We start from the raw sequence: 21,618 nt of genomic DNA on the forward strand, positions 1-21,618 counted from the left end.
ACATGCAGGATAAAAGACGTTCTTCCGGTTCTGGCGGAAAACGGGTCGTAAGAGGCTCTTCGGTAGTAGCGGAGTACGATAAAAATGGGAGACGCTCCTCTTCTGTTTCCCGGAGCAGGCGTTCTGCCGCATCAAGCCGTTCTTCGGCCGCACGCAGGCCGTCTTCGGCAAGAGGAAGTGCCGCGACGCGGAACGGCCGGCGCGGAAAAAAGAGGATGAGCAGAGGGAAAAAGGTGCTGATCGCCCTTGGCACTGTGATCGTTGCCTTGGCGCTGATTATTTTCTTCCTGTTCCAATACTATTTCGGCGGATTAAAGATCAAACCGATCGGAGAGGACGCGGACCTTGGGATCGACAGCTCGATCGAACGGGATGACAGCATCACGAATATTCTGTTGTGCGGCGTAGATACCCGAAGCAAAACGAAGGTAAAGGGGCGGTCTGACGCACTGATGATGCTGACGCTGGATAATAAGCACGATAAGATCAAGATCGTTTCTATCCCAAGGGATACTTTGGTCAACATTGATGGATACGGCCAAACAAAGATCAACCATGCTTATATGTACGGCGGTCCGGAGCTGGCGATCAAAACCTTTAATCAGACCTTCCATACGGATATTAAGGACTATGTCAGCGTAAACTTCTATCAGCTAGCGGAAATTATTGACGCTGCCGGCGGCGTGGATATTGAAGTCAGTGCAGGAGAGATCAAGCACATCAACAAGCTGGTGATGGAAACGACCGGTGATGAATCGAATATGATCGACACAAGCCTGGCAGACACAACGGTCCACATGAACGGCGCGCAGGCGGTGTCGTTCTCTAGGATCCGCTATCTTGGCACTGACGATGCGCGGACAGAACGCCAGCGCGAGGTATTGACGGAATTGTTTAAAACCGCAGTTGAAATGGATTTTTCCAAGTACCCGGGATTTGCGAAGGAACTTTTACCAATGTGCGAAACCTCGTTGGATTACGCGAAGATTTTAAAGCTTTCCACCATCATGCTGGCAGATGACCTGCAGTTGGAACTGGCGGCATTTCCGAACGAATATATTGATATCAGCCAAAGCGGACAGAATACTGTAAAACAGGATGGTGTTTGGTATTATGTCTATGATCTGGAGCAGGCGGCTGAGATGATTCATAAATTTGTTTACGACGACCTGACTTTTGAGCAGCAATATGCGCCGGATACGGATGTCTCCTCCAGCAGTGCCGCTGCGGCGTAACATTTTTGGTATATTTGAACATTTATTATGAATAAGATAGAAAAGCTCTGTTTCTTATGGATTTGCTGTATCTGTAAAAGACAGGGCTTCTATTCCATATGAGGAGGGAATCTATGAAATATTGCAGCAAAATGGACCGGATCTTGGTGGAACCATTGGCAGAAACGGTGCGGCGCAGTCCTAAAATGTTGGTGGACGCTGCGGAATGCTCCTATCAAAGCAAGATTTTAGATCTGGCAAAAACCATTCTGCAAAGCGATGACCGGATCATTCTGCTGACAGGGCCTTCCTCATCCGGTAAGACCACGACAGCCAAGCTTCTTCAGCAGAAGCTGATTTCCTTTGGGAAAAGCGTGTACCGGATCTCGCTGGATAACTTCTACAAGCAGGAAGAGGAGCTGCCGCTGTGGAATGACGGTTATGTGAATTATGAAAGTATTGACGCTTTGGATTTAGAGCATTTCAATGCGTTGATGGAACGCCTGATGCGGGAAGGGGCTGCACAGTTTCCGATTTTTGACTTTGTAAAGGGCAGACGCAGTGAGGAAACATTCCCGGTGGTGATGAAAGAGGACACTTACATTATTTTTGAGGGGATCCATGCGCTGAATCCCTTGTTGAGTCGTCAGTTTGCGCCGGAGAAAATCATGCGGGTCTATGTCAGCGTACACAGCGATTTTGTTTCCGAGTCCGGCGAGGTGATCCTAGACGCCCGTTCCCTGCGGTTGCTGCGCCGGATTCTGCGGGATCAGGTACACCGTGACACCGGCCCGGTAGAAACCCTTTCCATGTGGGAATATGTTGTGCGGGGAGAAGAAGAATATATCAAGCCGTTCCGGTGTTATGCGGATTATCATTTGAACTCGGCGCATAGCTACGAGCCATTTGTATATGCGAAAACGGCTGTTGACAGTTTGGCTTCTTTTGTGGAGCATCCGAAGTATGGGGGGCTGATCCGCAGATTGCTGCTGGCAGAGCAGCGGTTTGAACCATTAAGCCCATCGTGGATCCCAAGAGATAGCCTGCTGACAGAGTTTATCTCTTAGAAAAGGGAAAGGATTGAAAAGAATGAATCAAAATTATCAAGTGGTTCCCCCGGTATATCATCAGAACCCGCTGGAAGAAAAAAAGCTGTTTTTCTTTCGCAAAAACTGTAATTCTGTGGCCAAAGCACTTTGGCTGAATCTGCTTTTACAGTTTGCGCTTACCTTTGTCTTTGAATTTGTGTACATTATGGTGCGGATCATCCCGGAAGTAATGGAGTATCTCAGTGTGGTCGATTACACTTCATTTGAAGAAATGTACAATCTGGTAATGTGGAAAATGTCTCAGGACCCGATGTTCATCGGCGGGTTGCTTTATGTGCCTACCTTGTTTATCATGGTGCTATCCAACCTGCTTCCTGTTTGGTATTGTTCCCGAAAAACAGGGCTGCGGATATCCGGGCTGTTTTGCAAGGGGAAAACCACGGTTTCGCTGGCTCTCGTTTCTATTGTTGTCATGTTTGGACTGAATTTTCTAGGCGGGCTGTTTTACAACCTGTTTAACGCCCTACTAAGGATAGTCGGGTTAAATGCCCCAAATACCAACATGTCCCTTCCCACAGATTCTGCGATCGGGATGACCGCTTATATTCTTTTGCTGTGCTTATTAGGACCAGTTACAGAGGAGCTTTTGTTCCGTGGCGTGTTGCTTCGCTCCCTGACCCGGTATGGTACAGTTTTTGCGGCAGTTTCTACCTCGGTCATGTTTGGATTGATGCACGGGAACTTTGGACAGTTTGGCGTTGCGTTGCTGGTCGGTTTACTGTTTAGTTATCTTACGATAAAAACAGGTTCGATCCGTTTGACGATCGGCTTGCATATCCTGAACAACAGCTTTTCTGTACTGACGGAGATCGGTTTCCAGTTTGGTTCCGCCGCTTTGCATCAAGCGATTGCTGTTTTTTCTTCCCTGTTTTTTATCGGGTGCTTGATTGCGACCATCGTCATTCTGATTGTACTGCGTAAAAAAATTCATTTTGTCAGCGATAACCCAATCAGCGCTCAAGGGGATAATATCATCTCGATTCCCAAAGCGGGAGCGCGCTTTTGGCGTTGCGGCTGGGTGCTGGCCTTTTTGATTTTTATGATTTTGTTTATGCTCTTAGGAATTTTTCCCGGAATATAGTCAGTATCAAGATAGGCGCTCCAAAAAAGGAGCCGCCTATCTTGACATTTTAAAAAAGACGAGTTATAATAAATAACAGTTTAGTTGCTCCGTTAGTGAAGTGGTTAACACGCAAGATTCTCATTCTTGAAGCACGGGTTCGACCCCCGTACGGAGTGCCAATATTAGAAGCCTGTAAATCCTTTGGTAAAGGGGTTTGCGGGCTTTTTGTTTTTCTAAGGTTTTAATTTTGGTGTTTATTTGGTGTTTATTGTGCATTTTTTCGGTGTTTATGGTGAGGTTTTGGCGAGGTAAAAATTCTGTTTTCAATTCTTTTTTTGTTCGGATTTTCTCGTATTTTGTAATATGTCTAGAGCAGGTCGGCATATAAAAACAACCCGGTAGAGTTTCAACACTCTGCCGGGCTTTTTCTTTGTTCGCTCTTTGTTCGGTTATGCTACCCTCGTTTCGTAGTCTACAACGGCAATTTCCGTCAAAGTATTTTCGATTGTATCAATAATCTGTTCAAGGCGTTCGGTTACTGTTCCGCTTATCCATGTTTCTCCACACTGTGAACATTTTAAACACGGAACATTTTTAACTACTATGATACAACCGTTTTGCAGTTCTACCACATGCAACGTTTTCCCCTCGATCATATCACCTTTGCATAAAAAGCATGTTTTCATAACTTAACGCCCCTTTCTAGTTTTATAATCATCTTCAAATTTATCTAAACTTGGATAGTATGCAGTAATGACGTGAATCAAGCCGTTGCCAATCCCGCAAACTACATGCAGAAATTTTCCTGATATTGTTAACCCCATCACTAGGCAACTTGGGAAAGGTGTATCATCTTCATACTGTTCGATAATATCACCATTAAGCAATACCGTTTTTATATCCTGATACTTGATTCCACGTTCCCGCATTCTTAATAGATAATGCTGTGTCAGATATATTGTATCATCTGTGCATAGTTTTCGCAACTCTTCCGGTTTTATCATGCTTTATCCCACACCTTTTCTATAATTCAATATCGTTTCCAGTATCGCCCTTGTACCGATCAGCTACAGCCTTTTTGATATATCCGTTTAGGCTCTCTCCCTGTTCTTCTGCATGGGCTTTGATGGTATCTTTTGTGCCTTTTTTAAACACTAATTGAACCCGATCATATATTTTCTTTTGATTTTCGTCATTCCATTTTTTATTTGCTCTTTTTCGTGCTTCACTTAATGCCATTATTGTCCCCCATTTCTTAAAAGTACATTTTTACAAGTATATCATAACATAAAACATCATGTTACACAAGTGTAAATATATACAATTACACAAGTACAAGTTTGGCTATTATGTCAATAGAAATACACTTACACAAGTGTTATAATATAATCACAGTCAAGGGAACGACAAGGCGAACACTTAAAGCCCGAAAGGGTGAGACAGGACGTAAGAACGGGAACGGATAAGAAAGACTGCTGAGATGAGTTGATAAACTTAAAGCCACCCGCCGCCGTAGTTGTTAACCGATTAAGAAAGGAGAAATCAAAATGAGCGAAAAGCAAATCATCAACCGGGTAAAGAAACTCCGGGAACTGGAAAGCCAAAAGGACAGCCTTGAAAAGCAGATCGGGAAAATAAAGGCTGAGATTCAAGCAGACATGCAGGACATGGAAGAATTGAGGGCAGGCAACTACCTTGTGCGCTGGACTTTCACAACGTCCAACAGGTTCAATACAGCCGCCTTTAAGAAAGCCTATACCGATCTATATGAGCAGTTCAAAAAGCCGTCTGCCACCCGTAGATTCAGTGTGACGGAGGTGTAAATCATATGCTAGGCTTATTTATTCTCTGTCTGGTATTCCCGGCGGTGCTCCTGCTGTCTGCGGGCTTGAACCGTGGATATGACTGGATAAAAGAAAAGTTCCGCACAGTGCACCAACACCGTAACGGAACTCAAAGAAATATACAACACCATAAGCATAAATCAAAAGCGGCATAATGTCAAGGGGAAACGTTGAAATATGAAAGCCAACAAATTATTTTCCTGTCCTTTCTGTGGAGGACAAGCAGAGTTGAAAAAGGTAAACGTGTATGGTCGTGACGGATACCGTGTTACCTGCACTAAATGTCATTGCAGCACAAATTTAATTTCTACTGGGATAAATTTACTCAACAATGAGGAAATCACCGTAATGGCGGCGAAAAATTACGCTGTTTCATTGTGGCAAACGAGGACAAGCGGCTAAGGCTTGTTCTTTTTTTATGCGCACTTTCATGCTTTTCCGTATCCACACCACCCTATAAGCCTTTGCCGGGTAAAATTGTACTTCACTCTCCGGTCTCCCCGGTAGCCTGTTTTTTTATTTGATAGGGGGCTTATTTTCTGTAATATTCCATTTCAACGTGTCGATCATAGGGAGGATAAACCCGGAAAAAGCCGATTGCTTTGTATGGATTGCTTTGTTTTTGCAATGGCTTTCTAGTTGCTTTATGTTCTTTCCGTTGACTGCATATTGATCTATCTCCAGATTAAGACGGATTCCATCCTGATAACCGATAAGGATATATGCAAAAACGTCAATATTCGTTTGCAGGTCAAAAGCCCTGATTTTATCATATAAACTTCCGATTCGGTACGGTCTTGCAGAAGTCAATATATTTCTTTCTAATGTTGGAAAAATCTTTTGAAAATTTCGATAGGCGGGACTGTTTATCAATACGGAATTGATTTGTTTTTCCATAACCGGGGATTCTCCGATCAGCCCGCTTTTCAAATTGCAGATATAAGCTAACTTTAAGTAATAGCGTACAAATTTTTGAACATAATTTAAAAACGTATGGTATTCAGAATTGTTCGCCATATCTTGAAAGGTGAGTTCCCCAACACATAGATGTGTATAAAACGGGCTTTGTTCTGGATAGACACCCCAATTTTTTTCTAATAGTTCAACTTTTTCAGATATTTTTACCCCGGTATCACATAGTTAAAGATATTGGTATCATTCAATCAATTTTGCCGATAAAGCGGTAGAAGATTTCTACCTCCTGTTCCCGGCTTCCGTCCTCACCTTTGACCGCTTCATGGACAACGATTTTTTCAATCAGCGTATTCAAAAGTTCGGCGGTCAGTTCTGTTGGATTGACGCACTCTTTCATCAAGGCAATCCATTTTTCTGCGTCTGCGGCGTTCTGGCTTTCAGTGGCGATAGCGGATTGAAGCTGTTCAATCTTTGTGTCCAGTTCAGCCTGTTCGCTTTGGTACTTCCCGGACAACATAGAGAAGTTGTATTCCGTGATACACCCCGCCGCCCAGTCCTCATACATCCGGGCAAACAGGGTATCGACTTCGGCTTTCCGCTTCTCTGCCTTTTTCAGTTCGGCGGCCTGCTTCTTTCTTGCGGCGGCCTGTCCCTTATCAGTGGCATTTAACAGCCGCTTCAAAAGCCGTTCTTCATCATGCTGTACCAGCCCCGACCAGTATTGCAGACGGGAGAGGACATAGGCGTAAAGCACATCATAGCGGATATAGTGCATGGAGCATTGGCGTGTGCCCTGTCCGTACTTGCTACAATGATAATGGCCGTAAGGCTTGCTGTTCTGCCTGTTCTCCCCATAGGACAGCGACCAGCCGCAATCCGCACATTTTACCAATCCGGAAAAAATCTGTGTTGTACCGTCCTTGCATTTTCTGCGGCGGTTTGCTATCTGCTCCTGTACCTGCCGGAAAACCTGCTCACTGATAATCGGCTCCTGCGTGTTCTCCACCCGCACCCATTCACTTTGGGGCTTGCGTACCCTCCGTTTGTTCTTAAAGGAAATGTTCGTTTCCCGGTAGTGGATGGTATGGCCGATATAGGTTTCATCTTTCATAATGCTCTTGACCTGGGCTATCGTCCATGCGTAGCTTTTTTCCTCCGGCGCACCCGCATAGATGTTTGCAAAAGTCCCGTCACGCTGAAAGTTGATAAATCCCGGCGTAGGAACCTTTTCCTCAATCAGTATTCTTGTGATACTGGCCGCCCCTCTGCCATGAATAGCAAGGTCAAAAATCTTCTCCACTATCCAGCGGGTTTCCTCGTCGATTATCAGCTTGTTTTTGATTTCCGGGTGTTTCCTGTACCCGATAGGAGCATAGGCGCCGATACGCTGTCCTGTGGCAAACTTCGCTTTGAAAGCGGCCTTTACCTTGCGGCTCGTATCTTTCGCAAACCATTCATTGAACAGGTTTTTGAATGGGACAAAATCGGAAAGCCCTTTTTCTGTGTCCTCATTCTCCGCAACGGCGATGTAGCGCACCCGTTTTTCCGGGAACAGAAATTCCAGATAGTAGTCCATCATCACATGTTCCCGCCCGAAACGGGAAAGGTCTTTCGTGACAATGCAGTTTACTTTTCCGGCTTCCACATCGTCCATCATGCGCTGAAAATCCGGGCGTTCAAAGTTCGTCCCCGACCAGCCATCGTCCACATACTCACCGACTACATGAAGCCCCTGTTCCTTTGCGTACTGTTGCAGGATTGTCCGCTGTGTTTCAATGCTTACGCTGTCACCATAGTTTTCATCGTCCCGGCTCAATCTCATATAAAGCGCCGTGTTGTAAATCGTAGTATTGTAAGGTTGTTTCACCGTTAAAAATCCTCCTTCTAAAGAAACAACCCACGCTTACAATACTTTTGCTCTATGGCAATTATATCATAAGCGTGGGCGTGCTATCAATGATGGGCTATCAGGTTGAAGCGGCTTTTTCTGCGGTGTGCCGCACCACATCTACAATCAGATCACCGAGGGGCTTCCCGCCTGCGGCGAAGTGTTCGGAGATTTTTATACGGTTGTTCCCACATACAAAATACTGCGTGCCGTTCTCTGCTTGTATGACCTGCCCTGTCCGGGGTGTAAAAGTATCGCTTTCGCTTTTTGCCATCCAGTGTCCTCCATATTCAGTTTTCAAGGTACAATGCCGCACAAGGGCGGCGAAATTTTCTGCTTATATCTATCACCTTTCCTTTACCGTGTGCCGCTGCTGCCGTTTCAGTTCCGCCAGTATATCCGGCGGGATACGGTTAACCAGCCGCTGTAAATTGTCCAGTTCGCTTTCCAGCTTTGCCCGTTCCATCGTATCTTTCATCTTGCCTTTTTCGCTGGCTTTGGCTCTGGCTTCCAGTTTTTCATTTTCTGCCAAAAGGTCGTTTATCGTGACCTTGTATTTTTTGAGCTGCCCGGAGAAGTTCTCCATCTGCGGAAACCACTTTTTCAGCAGGGAGAGGGCTTCCTCTTTTTTCTTTCCGGCGTTCAGCGGGTTAATGCCGTCCAGCGTGGCTTCAATGGCTCTGGCCTGCCGGGAGAGGGAAACTGCCTGTTTGAAAAGCCGGGTGGGGATATGCTTCCGGCCTGTCTTGCTGGCGCTTTCCCCACGCTCCAAGTCGGGATATTTCTCCACCATGTAGGCGTGAAAATCGTCCTGCCACTTCGTCAGGTTTGCCCGGTTGCCGATAATCTCCTTTGCACACAGGCGGTTGTCCTTTGTCAGCGGAACAAAGGTCAAATGCAGGTGGGGCGTTTTCTCGTCCATGTGTACCACCGCCGACACGATATTTTCCCGTCCTACCCGGCCAATGAGGAAGTCCGCCGCCCGCTGGAAAAACGCCTGTATCTCCTTTGGGGATTTCTCCTTAAAAAACTCCGGGCTGGCGGTTATCAGCGTATCGACAAACCGTGTGCTGTCCTTGCGGGTTCGGCACCCGGCCTGCTCAATCCGGCTCTGAATGAAGTGGTAATAGCGTCCCTCCGGCTTGACGATATGGAAGTTGTATTTGCTCCGGCTTGTGTCAATGTCGGGATTGCTGGCATACTGTTCTTTCTGTCTTTCGTGATGGGCTTCCAGCGGCCTTGCCGGGTTGCCCTTGTGCTTCTCAAACCGTAAAATTGCGTGTTGTGCCATTCTGCTCCTTTCCCCATTCCTTTCCTATCCGGGGTTTTCCACAGGGAAATCCCGCAGAAAATAGCTCGGATAGGATTGGAATGGATAGAATATAAATCAATCTTTTTATCTTTGTATTTCTATATACCGTCCGGTTTTCGTACGTCTCAGGAGTGATTTCCGTACTTAATGGGTACGGTTTTCAGTCCTCCGGTGTACCAGAACGGGATTTCTTAAAGTCGGTGTTTGGAACCGCTTCATAGGATTTTGGAAAAATGCGGTTGGGTTTTCCACAGCCCTGCTTCTGGATCTCCACCAGTCCGGCGTATTGCAGTTCCCGCAGGGTATTCACCGCTTTCTGCCGCCCACAATGGAGCAGGTCAACCACCTCGCAGATGGGATAGTACAGATAAATCCGTCCGCAGTCATCCGCCCACCCATTCTTGCGGGATAACTCTGTCCGGCGCAGGATAAAGGCGTACAGAACCTTTGCCTCGTTAGACAGGGCCTTGAATGTGGGGGCTTCAAAGAGAAAATTCGGGAGCCGGGTGAAGCTGAACGCCTTTTCCGGCTGATGAATGTAAATGGTGTTTGTCATATCGTGTTTTGTGGACGGTTAGAAGCCCGTTTTCCGGGGCGGGCGATACTTTATACCACCTGCCCCGGTTTGGGGCTTGCGGAGCCTGATAAATCAAGGCTTTCTTCGCTCCTAACTGTCCACAGCAGACCTCCTTTTCCGTTCACTTTCTGTTTTCTGCCGCCTGTGAACTCTGGCGGCACAGCCGGGGCAGTATTTAGCCCGGTTGGATTTAGGGACGAACACGCTGCCGCAGACCGCACAGCGTTTCAAGTCCTTATCCCGGAAAATCTCCGCTTCCAGCGTCCCGTACAGCGGCAAAACCGCCCATCGGAACCACTTGCAGCAGACCGAGAAAGAAACCGTCTGCGGGCAGGTGCAGGTGTCCCCATCGTCAAGAACAACGCAGTTGCCGTCCTCAAAGCAACAGCACTCCCGGCGTATCAGGCTGGCCGCCTGTTTCCTCTGCGCCGGTGTCATGCGGTAAAGGGAACCGTTCGGCCTGCGTTCCAGTGGCGGCAAGTCTTTATAGGGGTTATCTCTCATGCGTTCCCTCCATTTTGCTTTCCGTTGCCGTTCCTCCGAAAAGGTTTCCTGCCCCATTCCTGCGGCGTGTTCCCAACATGGGGCCCCACAAAGTCGTCAGACTTTGTGGGGAGAGGAGCCGCAGCGGAGCGAGTGAGCTTTCGCCATCTGGCGGAAGCGAATGATACGCAGCTTGCGGCGACGAGGCACGCTCCCCGCAGCTTCGGGACAACTTGTCCCGAAGTGACCTCTGGACAAAGTGTCCAGAAGCTGGCTCCTTGCAGTGCTTCCCCAGCCGGGGTATTCCTTTTCGGACGGTCATTCTGTTTTCAAGGTGCCGTTCATCGATGAACTACCCTAAGTCTACACCTAAATGACCGCCCGTCCCGTATATCCGAAAGGTAGGAAATTGGCCTAAAAAACAGGCTATTTCCACGCTTTCGGAATTGTGGTATAATAAAAATGATATTTGCAGACAAGGGGGGAGCGCATGGAACTATCCATACAAGAACGATTGAAAGACCTGCGTGTGGAACGCGGTCTGACGCTGGAACAGCTTGCGGAGAAAACCCACCTCTCCAAGTCCGCTTTAGGGAGTTATGAGGGGGATAATCTCAAGGACATCAGCCATTACGCCCTTATTGAGTTGGCAAAGTTTTACGAAGTGACTGTTGATTATCTGCTGGGCCGTTCTCAAACAAGAAATCACCCAAACGCCGATCTTGCAGACCTGCATTTGAGTGATGATATGATTGAACTATTGAAAAGCGGGCTGGTGGATAATTCTCTTTTGTGTGAACTGGCGACCCACCCGGATTTTCCCCGGCTCATGGCCGACCTTGAAATCTATGTGAACGGCGTAGCGGGAAAGCAGGTGCAGAGCGCAAACGCCATTGTGGACGCTGTGAGTGCAACGATTATGAAACAGCACAATCCCGGCTTGACTGACCCGCAGTTAAGGCAGCTTATCGCCGCCCATATTGACGACGACAGCTTTTGCCGCTATGTGATACAGCAGGATATAAACAAGATAGCCCTCGACCTGCGGGAAGCCCATAAGGACGATTTTTTCAGTGTCCCGGAGGACAACCCACTGGAAGATTTCTTGCAGACCGCAGAGGAAACCACCAGCCCGGACAGCGACCCGGAGCAGGCGGCGATGGCGTTTATTTGCAAGCGGCTCAAGCTGAACTATGGGAAGCTGTCAGAGGAAGAAAGAAAGTGGCTAAAAAGAATTGCACAGAAGTCGGACCTGCTGAAAAATCCAAAGCCACAACGGGGGCGAAAGTAAGAGAGTTTATTCGAGATTTATGGAGAAATTATGAAAAATTTATATCAAATTGCGTTACAGACTGTATCCCCTATAAAATTAAAGAAAAATGGGGAAGCAGGGCATGTAGGTTGTGCATTGGAAACAGTTGGTGGAGTAGTATTTACAGGCATTTGTATTGATGTGCCTTGTTCTATCGGTATATGTGCGGAACAAGCGGCTATTGCCGAAATGCTTAAAAATAGGGAAACAAAAATTAAGAGGATTGTAGCTGTATACGAAGATGGAAGCATTTTGCCTCCCTGTGGAAGATGCAGAGAATTGATGTCACAATTAGACCTTTATAATGAAAACACAATGGTTGTCGTCGATTTTGAAAAGGAAGTAAGGCTAAAAGAACTATTGCCGGAAAGATGGGACAAAAAATGGGATTGAAAAATCTGACCAAAAATATTTACTTTTTGCCGCATGAGCCTGAAGTTGACAGGCCAATGCTGGCCTATGTAAAAGGGGATAAATTTTCCTTAGCCGTTGACGCAGGATATTCAAAAAAACATGTGCAAGATTTTTATAGAGCATTAAGAAGTTGCGATTTGAAAGAACCCGATTTTACGGTCATTACGCATTGGCATTATGACCATACATTTGGCTTACATGATATAAGTGGAGTTAGCATCGCACACCAGAAAACGAACTTGTTTTTAAGAGAACAGCAGGATCGAGCAAATGATAAAAAATATATTGACATCCTAAAAAAAGATGATACTCATTTTGCTAAAGAATATGCTGGGGAAAATGAATTGAATATCGTAATAGCTGATATTGAATATGTAGAAAAAATGACATTAAACTTAGGGAATATAACCGCTCATATTTTCCATACTGTTTCACCACACTCCGAAGATACAACTTGTATTTATATCCCGGAGGAGAAAGTTTTATTTTTAGGTGACTCTACAAGTGAAGATTTTTTTAATGGCGGCTATATGGACAAGAGAAAATTACAGCATTTGATCGAGAGAATATATTCCATAGATTGCGATTATTGCGTGTTAAGTCATTGTGAGCCATTAAAGAAGAATGAGTTACTTGCATATTTAAACACGTTAAAATAATCAAAATTTCTTATTTATCGAGAATGGCAAAGCCAGCCGAGCCAGTCAACGGTCAAGATGAACGGCGCATAAATGCGCCGCCGCTGACAGCCCCGCCCGTCTTTGCTAAAGGGTAATCAAGGCGGGAAAGCCCTAAAATGGTTTCACACCTATTTCAATAATTGGAGGAGATAAAAATGAGATCAGAAAAGGAAGTTTATGATATTGTTTTGAATTTTGCAAAAACAGACAAACGCATTCGCATGGTTACTTTGGAAGGATCTAGAACAAATACAAATATTCCGCCTGATGATTTTCAGGATTTTGATATTACTTTTTTTGTTACGGATATGGACAGCTTCACAAGTGATGATAAATGGCTAGATATATTTGGTGAAAGGTTGATTCTGCAAAAGCCGGAAGATATGGAATTATTTCCAGCTGTAGAAAAGGGATTTTCATATTTAATGCTGTTTACTGATGATGTTAAGATAGATTTAACTTTGCTGCCGCTGGAACTGATAGACGAGTATTTTACATGGGATAAACTGGTAAAGTTACTGTTGGATAAAGACAACCGTATCGTAAAGCCGCCAATACCAACGGATATAGACTACCACTTGCAGAAGCCTACTCAAAGAATGTTTGACGATTGCTGTAATGAATTTTGGAATACTACAACATATGTAGTAAAGGGCTTATGCCGCAAAGAAATTCTTTTTGCTATTGACCATATGAATGATATAGTACGAAAAGAATTGCTTCGCATGATTTCCTGGCTGATTGGTATCAAACAGGGATTTCATTTCAGTTTGGGAAAAAACTATAAATTTATGAAGCAATATGCCCCAGAGGAATTGTGGGAACGACTTATATCCACTTATAATATGGATTCCTATCCCCATATGTGGGAATCCTTTGAACAATGTATGGCATTGTTCCGGGAGGTTTCGTCAGAAGTGGCATGCCAGTTGGATTACCAGTATCCACTATATGATGAAAAAATCAGTAATTATGTGATTCGGCAAAAGAAAAAATATGGCATTGAAGATGATAACAAATAAAATTTTTTCAATCGAAAAAATTTATTTTGATTATTCAATTTTGAAAAACTGAATACCTCAAAATCAGAAAGAGCGCGGACAAGCACTTTGAGGGATTGACCGCCTTGTCCACCCATTCAGTGGGACGGCGGGCGGCGGTCAAGGCCGGGTGTAAACCCGTTCATTTCAGCCTTGACGGTTACCCGCTGTCCTGTTACTTTTCCGGGAGTGTAGCCACAACTTCGGGACACTTTGTCCACAAGTCGGAGCGTAGAACGCGGGACGGGGGCTTTCATATACGCCCTGTCTGCTGTTGAAACCAGACCTGCGCTTACGGCTCCACGCCACGCAAGCACAGCCCTGTTTTCCTGCCGCTTCAAATGCCCTTGCCCTCCCCGGCGGCAACGGCATTTTCACGGCAACGCCGACAGAGCGTATAACACACTACACTTTGCTTCGCAAAGTCGTGTGCCAAATGGGGGCGTTGCCCCCTTTGGAAACCCCCACAAGGAAAGGCGGTACGCTACCCCTCCACGGGGCGCATACCGCCTTTTCTTGTTATCCAGCCCTCCGGCTGTATCGGTTGAGCAAAAGTCAGCGTGGGAATGGTGTGGTATCTTTATCTAAGTGAAACCCCTGTTTCCCATTCTGTTATAAAGTCATTCATTTTTGCACCTGCCTTTTATAAAGTCATGTTTGAACACCTAAAACAATCTTATTATATACTAAAAATTCTTGTATATCAACTTTATAAAATCAAAATTATTTGTAAAACTATATACAGGCTCCTCTTCAATGATATTCTTAAATCAGCTAAGGGGTGATAAACTTTGACTTTAGGAAATAGACTGAGAAATTTGAGAGAGGATGCCGATTTAAGGCAGTCTGATATTGCTAAAGAGGTTAATGTTTTACAAGCCTCTATTTCTAATTATGAATTAGACCTCAATGCACCTGATCTTGATATTTTGGTTAAACTTGCAAATCTTTATAATGTAAATATAGATTATCTGCTCGGTAACACTGACAATAAACTGAGTTGGAAAGATTTTGAAAAAATACTTATAATTAACGGGGAAAAATTATCAGGCACTGAAATTATTGACAAATTGAATGTATTAGACAATCAGGAAAAAGAATATATCATCGGATTGATTTTTCGTTTAGCTGCATACCATAACAAAAATAAAGATTAAAAAAGCGGGGATTTAGTAATATCCCTGCTTTTCTTATTGCTATGTACGAATAGACAAAACTGAACAGATCAGACACACCCACACCTTGAGGAAAGCCTATACTGACCTGCTCTGCATGTGTTTTACAGTGTCCGGGTGTAGCCGTTTTTTTAAGGGCTAAAAAATCTCTGATTTCTCGGCGTTCGCTCGGGGTTCGTTGCTGTTTGAAATTTCATTTAGGGAATTGTTTGTAAATATAATAGGCCTTGTGGTCTTGCCTTGCTTGATCGGAAATACCCGCATAGGGGCGGGGGGATAATATCATACCCACAAGTGGGTACGCCCTAACGAATCGTTATAGCATATGCCAACTTGTTGGCACGCTGAACGGATCGGGCACCCATGACATGGTAAAACGCCACCTCAAGTACCGAATCGGTATGTGAGGGCTTTCCAAATTGGAAGTACCCTTTCCTGCGTGGTATGCGTTGCTTCTCCAGATTTCTGGATAAGCAAAATAAAATAGGTTCGACAGATTTCTGACTAACCTTTTCTTCATGGCATAGGGGCAGCTTTGGCAGATTTCTGCAAAAGCTGGAGGTTTGGACTTCGTCAGATTTCTGTCTAAGTCCACTTTTGAACATTCGACAGATTTCTGACTAATGTTTTCTACCCGTTTAGCAGATTTCTGCAAAACGGATGCAGTACACCTTTAAGGGTTTCCTAAAATGGGATACCCTTTTAAGGGTGCGCCGTTTTGCCGCCCCCTTTTTTCGCTTGCGGCAAAACTACCAAAACGGTACTTTAGGGGTAATGCGATTTCAAATTCTGCACCACTGCCGATTTTGGTTTTAACTTATTGGCACCGCTGCCGGGAAGTTTTAGGTCACAATTTCGTGATGTGGATTCCCCACTTCCGGGAAAAGGTGCGATTTCAAATCATCCAAATTGGATGGCATGAATATGAAGTCAAATCACAGCTATTCTTTGCCGGGATTGATCGGGCAGAAAACAAGTTTCTTTACACGATCACAGCAACATGATATAATACAAACTATGGCGTTACCAGCCCAGCGGTAGGCGGTTCAGTCTTTGCCCTCGAAAGGGGGCTTGCTTATGGAGAATATAATCTACCTGATTATTATTCTGGTTCTTATTGAAAGAATCTTACATACTGGCAATAAAAGACGATAGCCGCCCTCTCGTCCAAAAGTAGGCGGCTATCTTAGCAACTATGAGGGCGAACCGCTTACCGGTAACGCCTTTTTCTATGTTTATTATAGCAATATCCCTTTGATTTGTCAAAGGCTATTTGTGCCAATTTGTGCCGCCTTTTTAGGGACTCCGAAATCTCCGAATACTCTTTTTATGATCTCGGAAATCTCGGTATATTCTTTTAGGGGCTAACATATCTCACGATACAGGCGTGCTACAGGCATTTTGCATTAAGGGGTAAATTTACCCGCTCAATGGCACAACGCTTGTGTGCCGCCCCTCTGCACGGCTCTCCGCTGACGTTACCCCCATACTAATTGTTTCGCTTTAGCCTGTCCCTTGATCCGCTTCATGCAGTCCTCGAACGATTCCTCAGTGCGATTGACTTCAGCGGCATGTGTGTTGTTTATCTCGTGGATAATGCCTATCCGCACGCCGTAGCTTGCTTTCTTGCGGTGCTCCCGTTCCCATTGGTCGATTCGTTCCACGATCATTTCTACATTGCTAACCTGCGTTGTCTTAAAGCTGGATACATTCCCGGCATAATATGAGTGATTCCACAATTCAAAGGGTTTTAATTCTCTTGCGTACTGCGGCTTTCTCAACACCCTCAAAGAAGCCCGTTCTATCTGCCTGATACGTTCCCGTGACTTTCCAGCCCTTTCCCCGGCTCTGTCCAAAGACAGCCCGCCATAATACCGCCAGTTGATAACCTGCTTTTGATCCGGGGTCAGCGCACGGCTCATGACTTCCTCAAGCTTTTGGTGAAGCTGTTCGGTATATAAGGCGTGTTCTGATTCCTCAAATAGATCCCCGGCGTGCTGGTCTGGTATGATCTCCGCTAGGGTGTTCCCGTCCTCTGTGGTTTCCATGTCAAGGGAAGTGCACTTATTGAGTGGTTCAGCTTTTCCCTTTGCCGTCCTGATACCCAGTGTTTCCTGAAAACGGTTCATAAGCGGATATTTGATAAATGACAACAGCTTGTACCCGGTCTGCGGGTCGTATGCGTTCACACAGTCTACAAGGGCGAGATAGCCAGCTTGTACAAGGTCTGAGGAATCAACGCCGTGCGCATTGCAACGCTCTGTATAGCGGTTGTAGAAGCGGTAGGCGGCATTGCATATAAAGCCCTTTACCTGCTCCCACAATACAGAATATACCGTCGTTTCTCCTGCCTGAATCCTTACCGCCAGTTCCTCGTTTGACATTGACAAATACACCCCGTTTTAGTATAATATAGGTGTAATATTTCTCGTGTCAATACCAATCACCGAAAAGACGGGCGTTCCTATTCGTTAGGTTGCCCGCCTTTTTTTGTGTGACTTTTTGTGACATTTTCAGGATACAAACACAGTACAAAACAGGTACAGAAACAATCTGTAAATATTACAGGTGAGCAGGTCGGTTTATTTGACAGCCGAATAATGATAAGCGTATCCGCTTTTTATCCACTGGTTCATAACTTCCCCGCATTCTTCATATGTTCCGCATATACCAATGATATAAAAGCCGTGGGAATCATGCCGGGCAAGTGCAAAACGGTTGTTCTTTACGATTTCCCCCAGTGTGGCACAATGGAAACAGCCCTGATCGTTGGAATATTCCACAGCCCAAAGGTTTTCTATGTTCAACGCAACGCCCCCTATTTGGAATGTATTTCTTTTGCAACGGTAATCACCGAATCACTGATAGTTTCGGCGGCATCCGTTAAATCATCAAAGCTTAACATGGTGTTAGCTATTGCCGTAAAACTGCAACGGTGGTATATCGTACTGTACAGACCGCATTCCTCTTTTCCGCATGGGGCAGGGTGTGCGGGGTCGCTAAATCTAAACGGACAATATAACGTCATTTAAAAAACTCCTTTCGGCAAAGCTTTATCTAAAGTTTTTGTTGCTTCAAGCAATATTTCATTTGTACATATTACCAAACCTTGCAATTCTTTATAGTATTGACTGAACTTTTCCGGCGTTGGTTCTGATTCAAAATAATGAGATAATATTTCAGATAAAACCTTAGCACGTTCCAATCTGTCAAATACATCTAATATTGTCGCTCTCGTTTCATAGTCCATTTTCTCATTCTCCTTTACTAGCTTGTTTCGTTTTTTCAGCACCTATACCGTAACACGAAAAAGCCTTTTATACCGGGCTTTGACGGGTGTTTTTTGGTATGTTACGATTTTGAAACTAACTCCGCACACTCTGCACACACGCCCACTACAGCCCATATATTTTTTGTAAATGTTTATATATATAATATAAATAGTAACATCGTAACAATAGAAAATAAATCCTTTTATACTGGGATTTGTGGCGTTACGATTATGTAAAAAAATGTTTCGTTTAATCGTTACAAGAATCTATGAAGCACCTGCCCATACTTCCACCAAAATACTTGTGGCGTGATATACCGCTTTTCCAGCCTGTTTCATTGCATACCGCTTTTGTAAACCGCTTTCTTGTGATTTTATTTTTGTGTCCAGCTTGGCAACTCCACAAGCCAAATTCCTTGTAGAGTTCTTCTGTGGGTTTTGGCAGTTTGATTGGTCTGCTGTCCTTTCGGTCTTCCAAAAACTCTTTTACAGGATTGTTCATGATCTCATATTCTTTTAACGCTTCTCTGACGATCTCCGGCATAGTGAAAGCACCGTTGCTTAATAGCCGTTTTAAACCGTCCATAGCAAGCCTTACAAGGTATTCCATTTCTTGCTGTGTCCACACCCTTGCTTTTAGGCTGGTGTTTGCTCCGTTGCCCTGTTTAAAAATGCGTTTCAACGGTATCAGCAACACACGGCTGAAAAACCCCGCTGATTTTTCGCCTACTGGCGGCAGTTCGTTCATGGAAAAGAACATCTTTGCATAGGAAGAAAAAGCGAATGGGTCTTGTCCTTTGTGCTCTGCGCTCACGTGTTCGCCTGTAGCCAGTTTTTTGAATACGGAAGTATCAGGAATAAACGTGCTTGGAATATCATCGCCGATATTTACCGCTTTTCCGTAAATGTCAGCAAGCATGAAACGTTCGGAAAGGTTCTGCAAAGACAGCTTGCTTGCGTTTTCATCACCTACTACCTGTAAAATGATATTCATTAAGGTGCTTTTACCGTTTCGCCCCTCACCGTATAACATAACGGAACCACGGAACGAATTAAGCAGATAGAAACAATTCCCGATCGCTTCATATAGAAGCTGTTCAACTTCTTCATCAAAATTTGCTATTTCCTTTATCGTATTTACGATTAGCGGGGCTTCTGGTGCGTTTGGTATGTAGTCATAAGGGAAACGGTTTAAAAACACATATTCTGGGGAATAGTTTATAAATTCGTCTGTTTCTATATTGTAAATCTTGGTAGCAAAGGGGATCAGGTTCGGCGGTGAAACTTTCTTTTCTGGTGTTCTCAGGCTTACTTTCATATATTTATATACCTCCCGCCGTTGAGAATCCCTGATTGCTGGATACAATTCGATCATGTGCCCGTGAAGAACATCTTCACCCCTTTTGTAGATACCTTTTTCATAGATGTGCAGTGCTCCGTTGATTTTGCATACCGAATACTTGTCAATTAGAAAATCTCCCATAAGGTCATGACGAAAGCGTGTTCCCTCAAAGAAACTCGGTGTTTCATTATCAGCTTTTGCTCTTTCCTCCTGAATTTCCCGCAAAACCATGTCTATTTTTTCCTTGAACCGTTCTGCTGGATAATTTATTTCTTTCATCCGTTCTTCGGCTTTTAGAATGCGTTCGTCTAATTCTCCCAGTGTTTTAGCAGAGTAGACTATGCGGAATGCTTCGGTTCTGTCGAACTTGTCCAGCTTTTGCAGGTACTCGTCAAATTCTTTGTTTGTCAATACCCGTTCACCGCCCTATCTTTCGCTAATGCGACGGATAACGCCCGTCTGCGGAGCGGGTTCGTTGTCCATTTCTTCCGGATTGGCTAAGTATTCCAGCAAAGCGTCATAGTTGATTAAACAACGGTTCCCCGTCCAGTGCACCGGGATTTTCTTATCATTGGCAAGGGAACGGATATAGGTAAGGCTTACTCTGCTTTCGGGATCAGCTTCATGTATCATATGGTAACAGTCCTTTGCAATTCGCATACGGGGTAAAGGACGGTTGATTTTAATTGTTTCGTTATTCATATCAGTTTCCCTCCCGCAATTCCTTGATAATTTCCCGGATTCTTTTTTTATCCTCCGTGGAAAGTTCCCGGCGTAGTTTCCGGCTGAAATTGCCGTCATTCATTCCCAGTTTGTCCGCAATCTGCCACAGATAAAGCCCTGCCCCTCTGATCTCGTTTTTAATATCTTGATTCGCTAAACTCATAAAAAAATATTCTCCTATCTTTTCAAAATTTCTTGTTATTCCTTGGTTTCTGGCGTATAATAGGAGAGAACCCTCCTATATGGTGTGGTTTGCTATGGGGTGTACAGTGTGACTTTGGACGGTTTGGCTGTACACCCTCTTCTTTTTGTCTGCGTTCTCAAATTATCCCCCCCTTATAAATTTGTTGTTGACATGTTGATTATTTATGTTACAATAATATTATACAACAACACATTTGTGGAGTCAACAATAATATGCAAAATAATATATTGTGAAACGAATATATGCAAAGAGGTGTCAATATGGCAGTAAAAGAAACTTTTGCAACACGGCTTCGAGGATTACGTGAAGCATGTGGACTAACTCAAGCGGAGTTAGCTGACGAATTAAAAATATCAAGGGGAAGTTTAAGCTTTTATGAGAATGCCGAGAGAACCCCGGATATTGAAATTTTGGATAAAGTAACTTTTCTTTTCGGTGTACCTACAGATTATTTACTCGGATATGTTGACACTACCCACGAAGAAAATCAAGATGTAAATTTGTTTTTAGGCTTGAGTGATAAAGCAATACAAAATATAAAAGAAGATGTTGTTGATCAAGAAGTTTTGAGCATGTTAATTGAAAATGATTTATTTTGCCATATAACTAGAGATATTTATAAAATTGTGAAACGTGATGACGAATTTGGAGAAATTTTAGAAAATATTGAACAGTTAGATTTAACAGAGGATATGGCGCGTAAATTTACATCTTTTTTTTCTATGGACAGCCTCCATTCTGCTACAGGGTATGACTATTTAAAATATAAAACGTTTTCTTCTTTTGAAAAGGTGTTGGATTCTACCATTAAAAGGTTAAAAGAAAAAAGAATCCAAAATTATACAGATGATGAATTGAAACAGTTATTTGATACAATGGAAGAAAAATTAAAAAAATTATCATATTATGATAACGAGTGGAAAAAAATTAAAGAACGTGAAGAAAAAATAAAACAACAAACAGAAAAAGAATGGAAAGAATTTTTAAAAAGTGATTCTGTTGAATCCAAAATTCATAGGGCTAGAATGAATGGTAAGTATTGACTGGATTC

The 21,618-nt window shown here is 44.1% G+C and carries 28 protein-coding genes and 1 tRNA gene; 12 read left to right on the forward strand and 17 right to left on the reverse strand.

Annotated features, from left to right (window positions below; genetic code table 11):
• Nucleotides 1–2 precede the first annotated feature (2 nt).
• The 4 genes from CIB36_RS01345 to CIB36_RS01360 all read left to right on the forward strand — a co-directional run bounded on the left by CIB36_RS01345 (nucleotide 3) and on the right by CIB36_RS01360 (nucleotide 3,565).
• The gene (locus CIB36_RS01345; RefSeq protein ID WP_158662539.1) at nucleotides 3–1,235 is read left to right on the forward strand and encodes an LCP family protein; all 1,233 of its coding nucleotides are present in this window, start codon (nucleotides 3–5) and stop codon (nucleotides 1,233–1,235) included.
• A gap of 113 nt (nucleotides 1,236–1,348) precedes the next feature.
• A complete protein-coding gene (locus CIB36_RS01350; protein ID WP_158662540.1) occupies nucleotides 1,349–2,281 on the forward strand; it encodes an adenylyl-sulfate kinase in 933 nt (310 codons plus the stop codon).
• A 22-nt stretch (nucleotides 2,282–2,303) separates the two neighbouring features.
• On the forward strand, nucleotides 2,304–3,404 hold the full coding sequence (locus CIB36_RS01355; protein WP_093987824.1) for a CPBP family intramembrane glutamic endopeptidase: 1,101 nt from the start codon (nucleotides 2,304–2,306) through the stop codon (nucleotides 3,402–3,404).
• 86 nt (nucleotides 3,405–3,490) lie between these two features.
• Nucleotides 3,491–3,565 (forward strand) — tRNA-Glu (locus CIB36_RS01360).
• A 270-nt stretch (nucleotides 3,566–3,835) separates the two neighbouring features.
• On the opposite strand, the gene CIB36_RS01365 is transcribed toward CIB36_RS01360, so the two are convergent.
• Genes CIB36_RS01365 through CIB36_RS01375 form a run of 3 tightly spaced genes read right to left on the reverse strand, consistent with a single transcriptional unit; the run spans nucleotide 3,836 to nucleotide 4,625 of the window.
• Nucleotides 3,836–4,072 carry a type II toxin-antitoxin system MqsA family antitoxin gene (locus tag CIB36_RS01365; RefSeq protein WP_093987825.1) on the reverse strand — a complete coding sequence of 79 codons (237 nt, stop codon included), beginning with the start codon at nucleotides 4,070–4,072 and terminating at the stop codon, nucleotides 3,836–3,838.
• Between the two features lie 3 nt (nucleotides 4,073–4,075).
• Nucleotides 4,076–4,390, reverse strand: coding sequence for a DUF4258 domain-containing protein (locus CIB36_RS01370; protein ID WP_093987826.1), 315 nt, complete (start codon nucleotides 4,388–4,390; stop codon nucleotides 4,076–4,078).
• Nucleotides 4,391–4,409: 19 nt separating this feature from the next.
• Nucleotides 4,410–4,625 carry a hypothetical protein gene (locus CIB36_RS01375; RefSeq protein WP_093987827.1) on the reverse strand — a complete coding sequence of 72 codons (216 nt, stop codon included), beginning with the start codon at nucleotides 4,623–4,625 and terminating at the stop codon, nucleotides 4,410–4,412.
• A 308-nt stretch (nucleotides 4,626–4,933) separates the two neighbouring features.
• Here CIB36_RS01375 and CIB36_RS01380 point away from each other — a divergent pair, with 308 nt between their 5' ends.
• Together CIB36_RS01380 and CIB36_RS13705 are read left to right on the forward strand one after the other, a co-directional pair.
• Complete coding sequence (locus CIB36_RS01380; RefSeq protein ID WP_093987828.1) at nucleotides 4,934–5,209, forward strand: hypothetical protein; 276 nt, start codon at nucleotides 4,934–4,936, stop codon at nucleotides 5,207–5,209.
• Between the two features lie 198 nt (nucleotides 5,210–5,407).
• Nucleotides 5,408–5,632 carry a Lar family restriction alleviation protein gene (locus tag CIB36_RS13705; RefSeq protein WP_154825188.1) on the forward strand — a complete coding sequence of 75 codons (225 nt, stop codon included), beginning with the start codon at nucleotides 5,408–5,410 and terminating at the stop codon, nucleotides 5,630–5,632.
• Between the two features lie 114 nt (nucleotides 5,633–5,746).
• Here the strand turns inward: CIB36_RS13705 and CIB36_RS01385 are convergent, their stop codons facing one another.
• The 6 genes from CIB36_RS01385 to CIB36_RS01415 all read right to left on the reverse strand — a co-directional run bounded on the left by CIB36_RS01385 (nucleotide 5,747) and on the right by CIB36_RS01415 (nucleotide 10,426).
• Complete coding sequence (locus CIB36_RS01385; protein ID WP_093987829.1) at nucleotides 5,747–6,247, reverse strand: hypothetical protein; 501 nt, start codon at nucleotides 6,245–6,247, stop codon at nucleotides 5,747–5,749.
• Between the two features lie 142 nt (nucleotides 6,248–6,389).
• Nucleotides 6,390–8,012: a recombinase family protein gene (locus tag CIB36_RS01390; protein WP_032511070.1), complete on the reverse strand. Its 1,623-nt coding sequence runs from the start codon at nucleotides 8,010–8,012 to the stop codon at nucleotides 6,390–6,392.
• A gap of 100 nt (nucleotides 8,013–8,112) precedes the next feature.
• Nucleotides 8,113–8,307 (reverse strand): hypothetical protein, encoded by a 195-nt coding sequence (locus CIB36_RS01395; protein ID WP_002578728.1) that lies wholly within the window; start codon nucleotides 8,305–8,307, stop codon nucleotides 8,113–8,115.
• A 72-nt stretch (nucleotides 8,308–8,379) separates the two neighbouring features.
• A complete protein-coding gene (gene mobV, locus CIB36_RS01400) occupies nucleotides 8,380–9,324 on the reverse strand; it encodes a MobV family relaxase (protein ID WP_032511066.1) in 945 nt (314 codons plus the stop codon).
• 181 nt (nucleotides 9,325–9,505) lie between these two features.
• Nucleotides 9,506–9,901, reverse strand: coding sequence for a replication initiator protein A (locus tag CIB36_RS01410; RefSeq protein WP_054323976.1), 396 nt, complete (start codon nucleotides 9,899–9,901; stop codon nucleotides 9,506–9,508).
• A 111-nt stretch (nucleotides 9,902–10,012) separates the two neighbouring features.
• A complete protein-coding gene (locus CIB36_RS01415) occupies nucleotides 10,013–10,426 on the reverse strand; it encodes a cysteine-rich VLP domain-containing protein (RefSeq protein WP_021423970.1) in 414 nt (137 codons plus the stop codon).
• A gap of 469 nt (nucleotides 10,427–10,895) precedes the next feature.
• Here CIB36_RS01415 and CIB36_RS01420 point away from each other — a divergent pair, with 469 nt between their 5' ends.
• From CIB36_RS01420 to ant(6), 4 genes are all read left to right on the forward strand, one after another.
• Nucleotides 10,896–11,696: a helix-turn-helix domain-containing protein gene (locus tag CIB36_RS01420; protein WP_021422317.1), complete on the forward strand. Its 801-nt coding sequence runs from the start codon at nucleotides 10,896–10,898 to the stop codon at nucleotides 11,694–11,696.
• Nucleotides 11,697–11,726: 30 nt separating this feature from the next.
• On the forward strand, nucleotides 11,727–12,110 hold the full coding sequence (locus tag CIB36_RS01425) for a cytidine deaminase family protein (RefSeq protein ID WP_021422332.1): 384 nt from the start codon (nucleotides 11,727–11,729) through the stop codon (nucleotides 12,108–12,110).
• A complete protein-coding gene (locus tag CIB36_RS01430) occupies nucleotides 12,101–12,790 on the forward strand; it encodes an MBL fold metallo-hydrolase (protein ID WP_021422329.1) in 690 nt (229 codons plus the stop codon). The genes CIB36_RS01425 and CIB36_RS01430 overlap by 10 nt, the downstream gene beginning before the upstream one ends.
• Before the next feature lie 176 nt (nucleotides 12,791–12,966).
• Nucleotides 12,967–13,833: an aminoglycoside 6-adenylyltransferase gene (ant(6), locus tag CIB36_RS01435; RefSeq protein WP_021422333.1), complete on the forward strand. Its 867-nt coding sequence runs from the start codon at nucleotides 12,967–12,969 to the stop codon at nucleotides 13,831–13,833.
• Between the two features lie 116 nt (nucleotides 13,834–13,949).
• Here ant(6) and CIB36_RS13455 read toward each other — a convergent pair whose 3' ends face one another.
• Complete coding sequence (locus tag CIB36_RS13455) at nucleotides 13,950–14,192, reverse strand: hypothetical protein (RefSeq protein ID WP_041968760.1); 243 nt, start codon at nucleotides 14,190–14,192, stop codon at nucleotides 13,950–13,952.
• A gap of 450 nt (nucleotides 14,193–14,642) precedes the next feature.
• Between CIB36_RS13455 and CIB36_RS01450 the strand changes: the two genes are divergently transcribed.
• Nucleotides 14,643–15,008: a helix-turn-helix domain-containing protein gene (locus CIB36_RS01450; RefSeq protein WP_093987830.1), complete on the forward strand. Its 366-nt coding sequence runs from the start codon at nucleotides 14,643–14,645 to the stop codon at nucleotides 15,006–15,008.
• Nucleotides 15,009–16,504: 1,496 nt separating this feature from the next.
• Here the strand turns inward: CIB36_RS01450 and CIB36_RS01460 are convergent.
• From CIB36_RS01460 to CIB36_RS01490, 7 genes are all read right to left on the reverse strand, one after another.
• Nucleotides 16,505–17,410, reverse strand: a complete 906-nt coding sequence (locus CIB36_RS01460; protein ID WP_093987832.1) for a sigma-70 family RNA polymerase sigma factor — start codon at nucleotides 17,408–17,410, stop codon at nucleotides 16,505–16,507.
• 198 nt (nucleotides 17,411–17,608) lie between these two features.
• Entirely contained in the window at nucleotides 17,609–17,833 is a 225-nt protein-coding gene (locus CIB36_RS01465) for a hypothetical protein (RefSeq protein ID WP_093987833.1), read from the reverse strand.
• A gap of 11 nt (nucleotides 17,834–17,844) precedes the next feature.
• On the reverse strand, nucleotides 17,845–18,054 hold the full coding sequence (locus CIB36_RS01470; protein ID WP_093987834.1) for a hypothetical protein: 210 nt from the start codon (nucleotides 18,052–18,054) through the stop codon (nucleotides 17,845–17,847).
• Nucleotides 18,055–18,276: a hypothetical protein gene (locus CIB36_RS01475; RefSeq protein WP_154825186.1), complete on the reverse strand. Its 222-nt coding sequence runs from the start codon at nucleotides 18,274–18,276 to the stop codon at nucleotides 18,055–18,057.
• A gap of 271 nt (nucleotides 18,277–18,547) precedes the next feature.
• Nucleotides 18,548–20,050, reverse strand: coding sequence for a DNA primase family protein (locus CIB36_RS01480; protein WP_093987836.1), 1,503 nt, complete (start codon nucleotides 20,048–20,050; stop codon nucleotides 18,548–18,550).
• A 15-nt stretch (nucleotides 20,051–20,065) separates the two neighbouring features.
• Nucleotides 20,066–20,341 (reverse strand): MerR family transcriptional regulator, encoded by a 276-nt coding sequence (locus CIB36_RS01485; RefSeq protein WP_093987837.1) that lies wholly within the window; start codon nucleotides 20,339–20,341, stop codon nucleotides 20,066–20,068.
• 1 nt (nucleotide 20,342) lies between these two features.
• A complete protein-coding gene (locus CIB36_RS01490) occupies nucleotides 20,343–20,525 on the reverse strand; it encodes a hypothetical protein (RefSeq protein WP_093987838.1) in 183 nt (60 codons plus the stop codon).
• A 302-nt stretch (nucleotides 20,526–20,827) separates the two neighbouring features.
• On the opposite strand from CIB36_RS01490, the gene CIB36_RS01495 reads away from it, so the two are divergent.
• Nucleotides 20,828–21,610: a helix-turn-helix domain-containing protein gene (locus CIB36_RS01495; protein WP_158662541.1), complete on the forward strand. Its 783-nt coding sequence runs from the start codon at nucleotides 20,828–20,830 to the stop codon at nucleotides 21,608–21,610.
• Nucleotides 21,611–21,618: the final 8 nt, after the last annotated feature.

This window comes from Massiliimalia timonensis (genome assembly GCF_900186585.1).
In the GTDB taxonomy this organism is placed as follows: Bacteria; Bacillota; Clostridia; order Oscillospirales; family Ruminococcaceae; genus Massiliimalia; species Massiliimalia timonensis.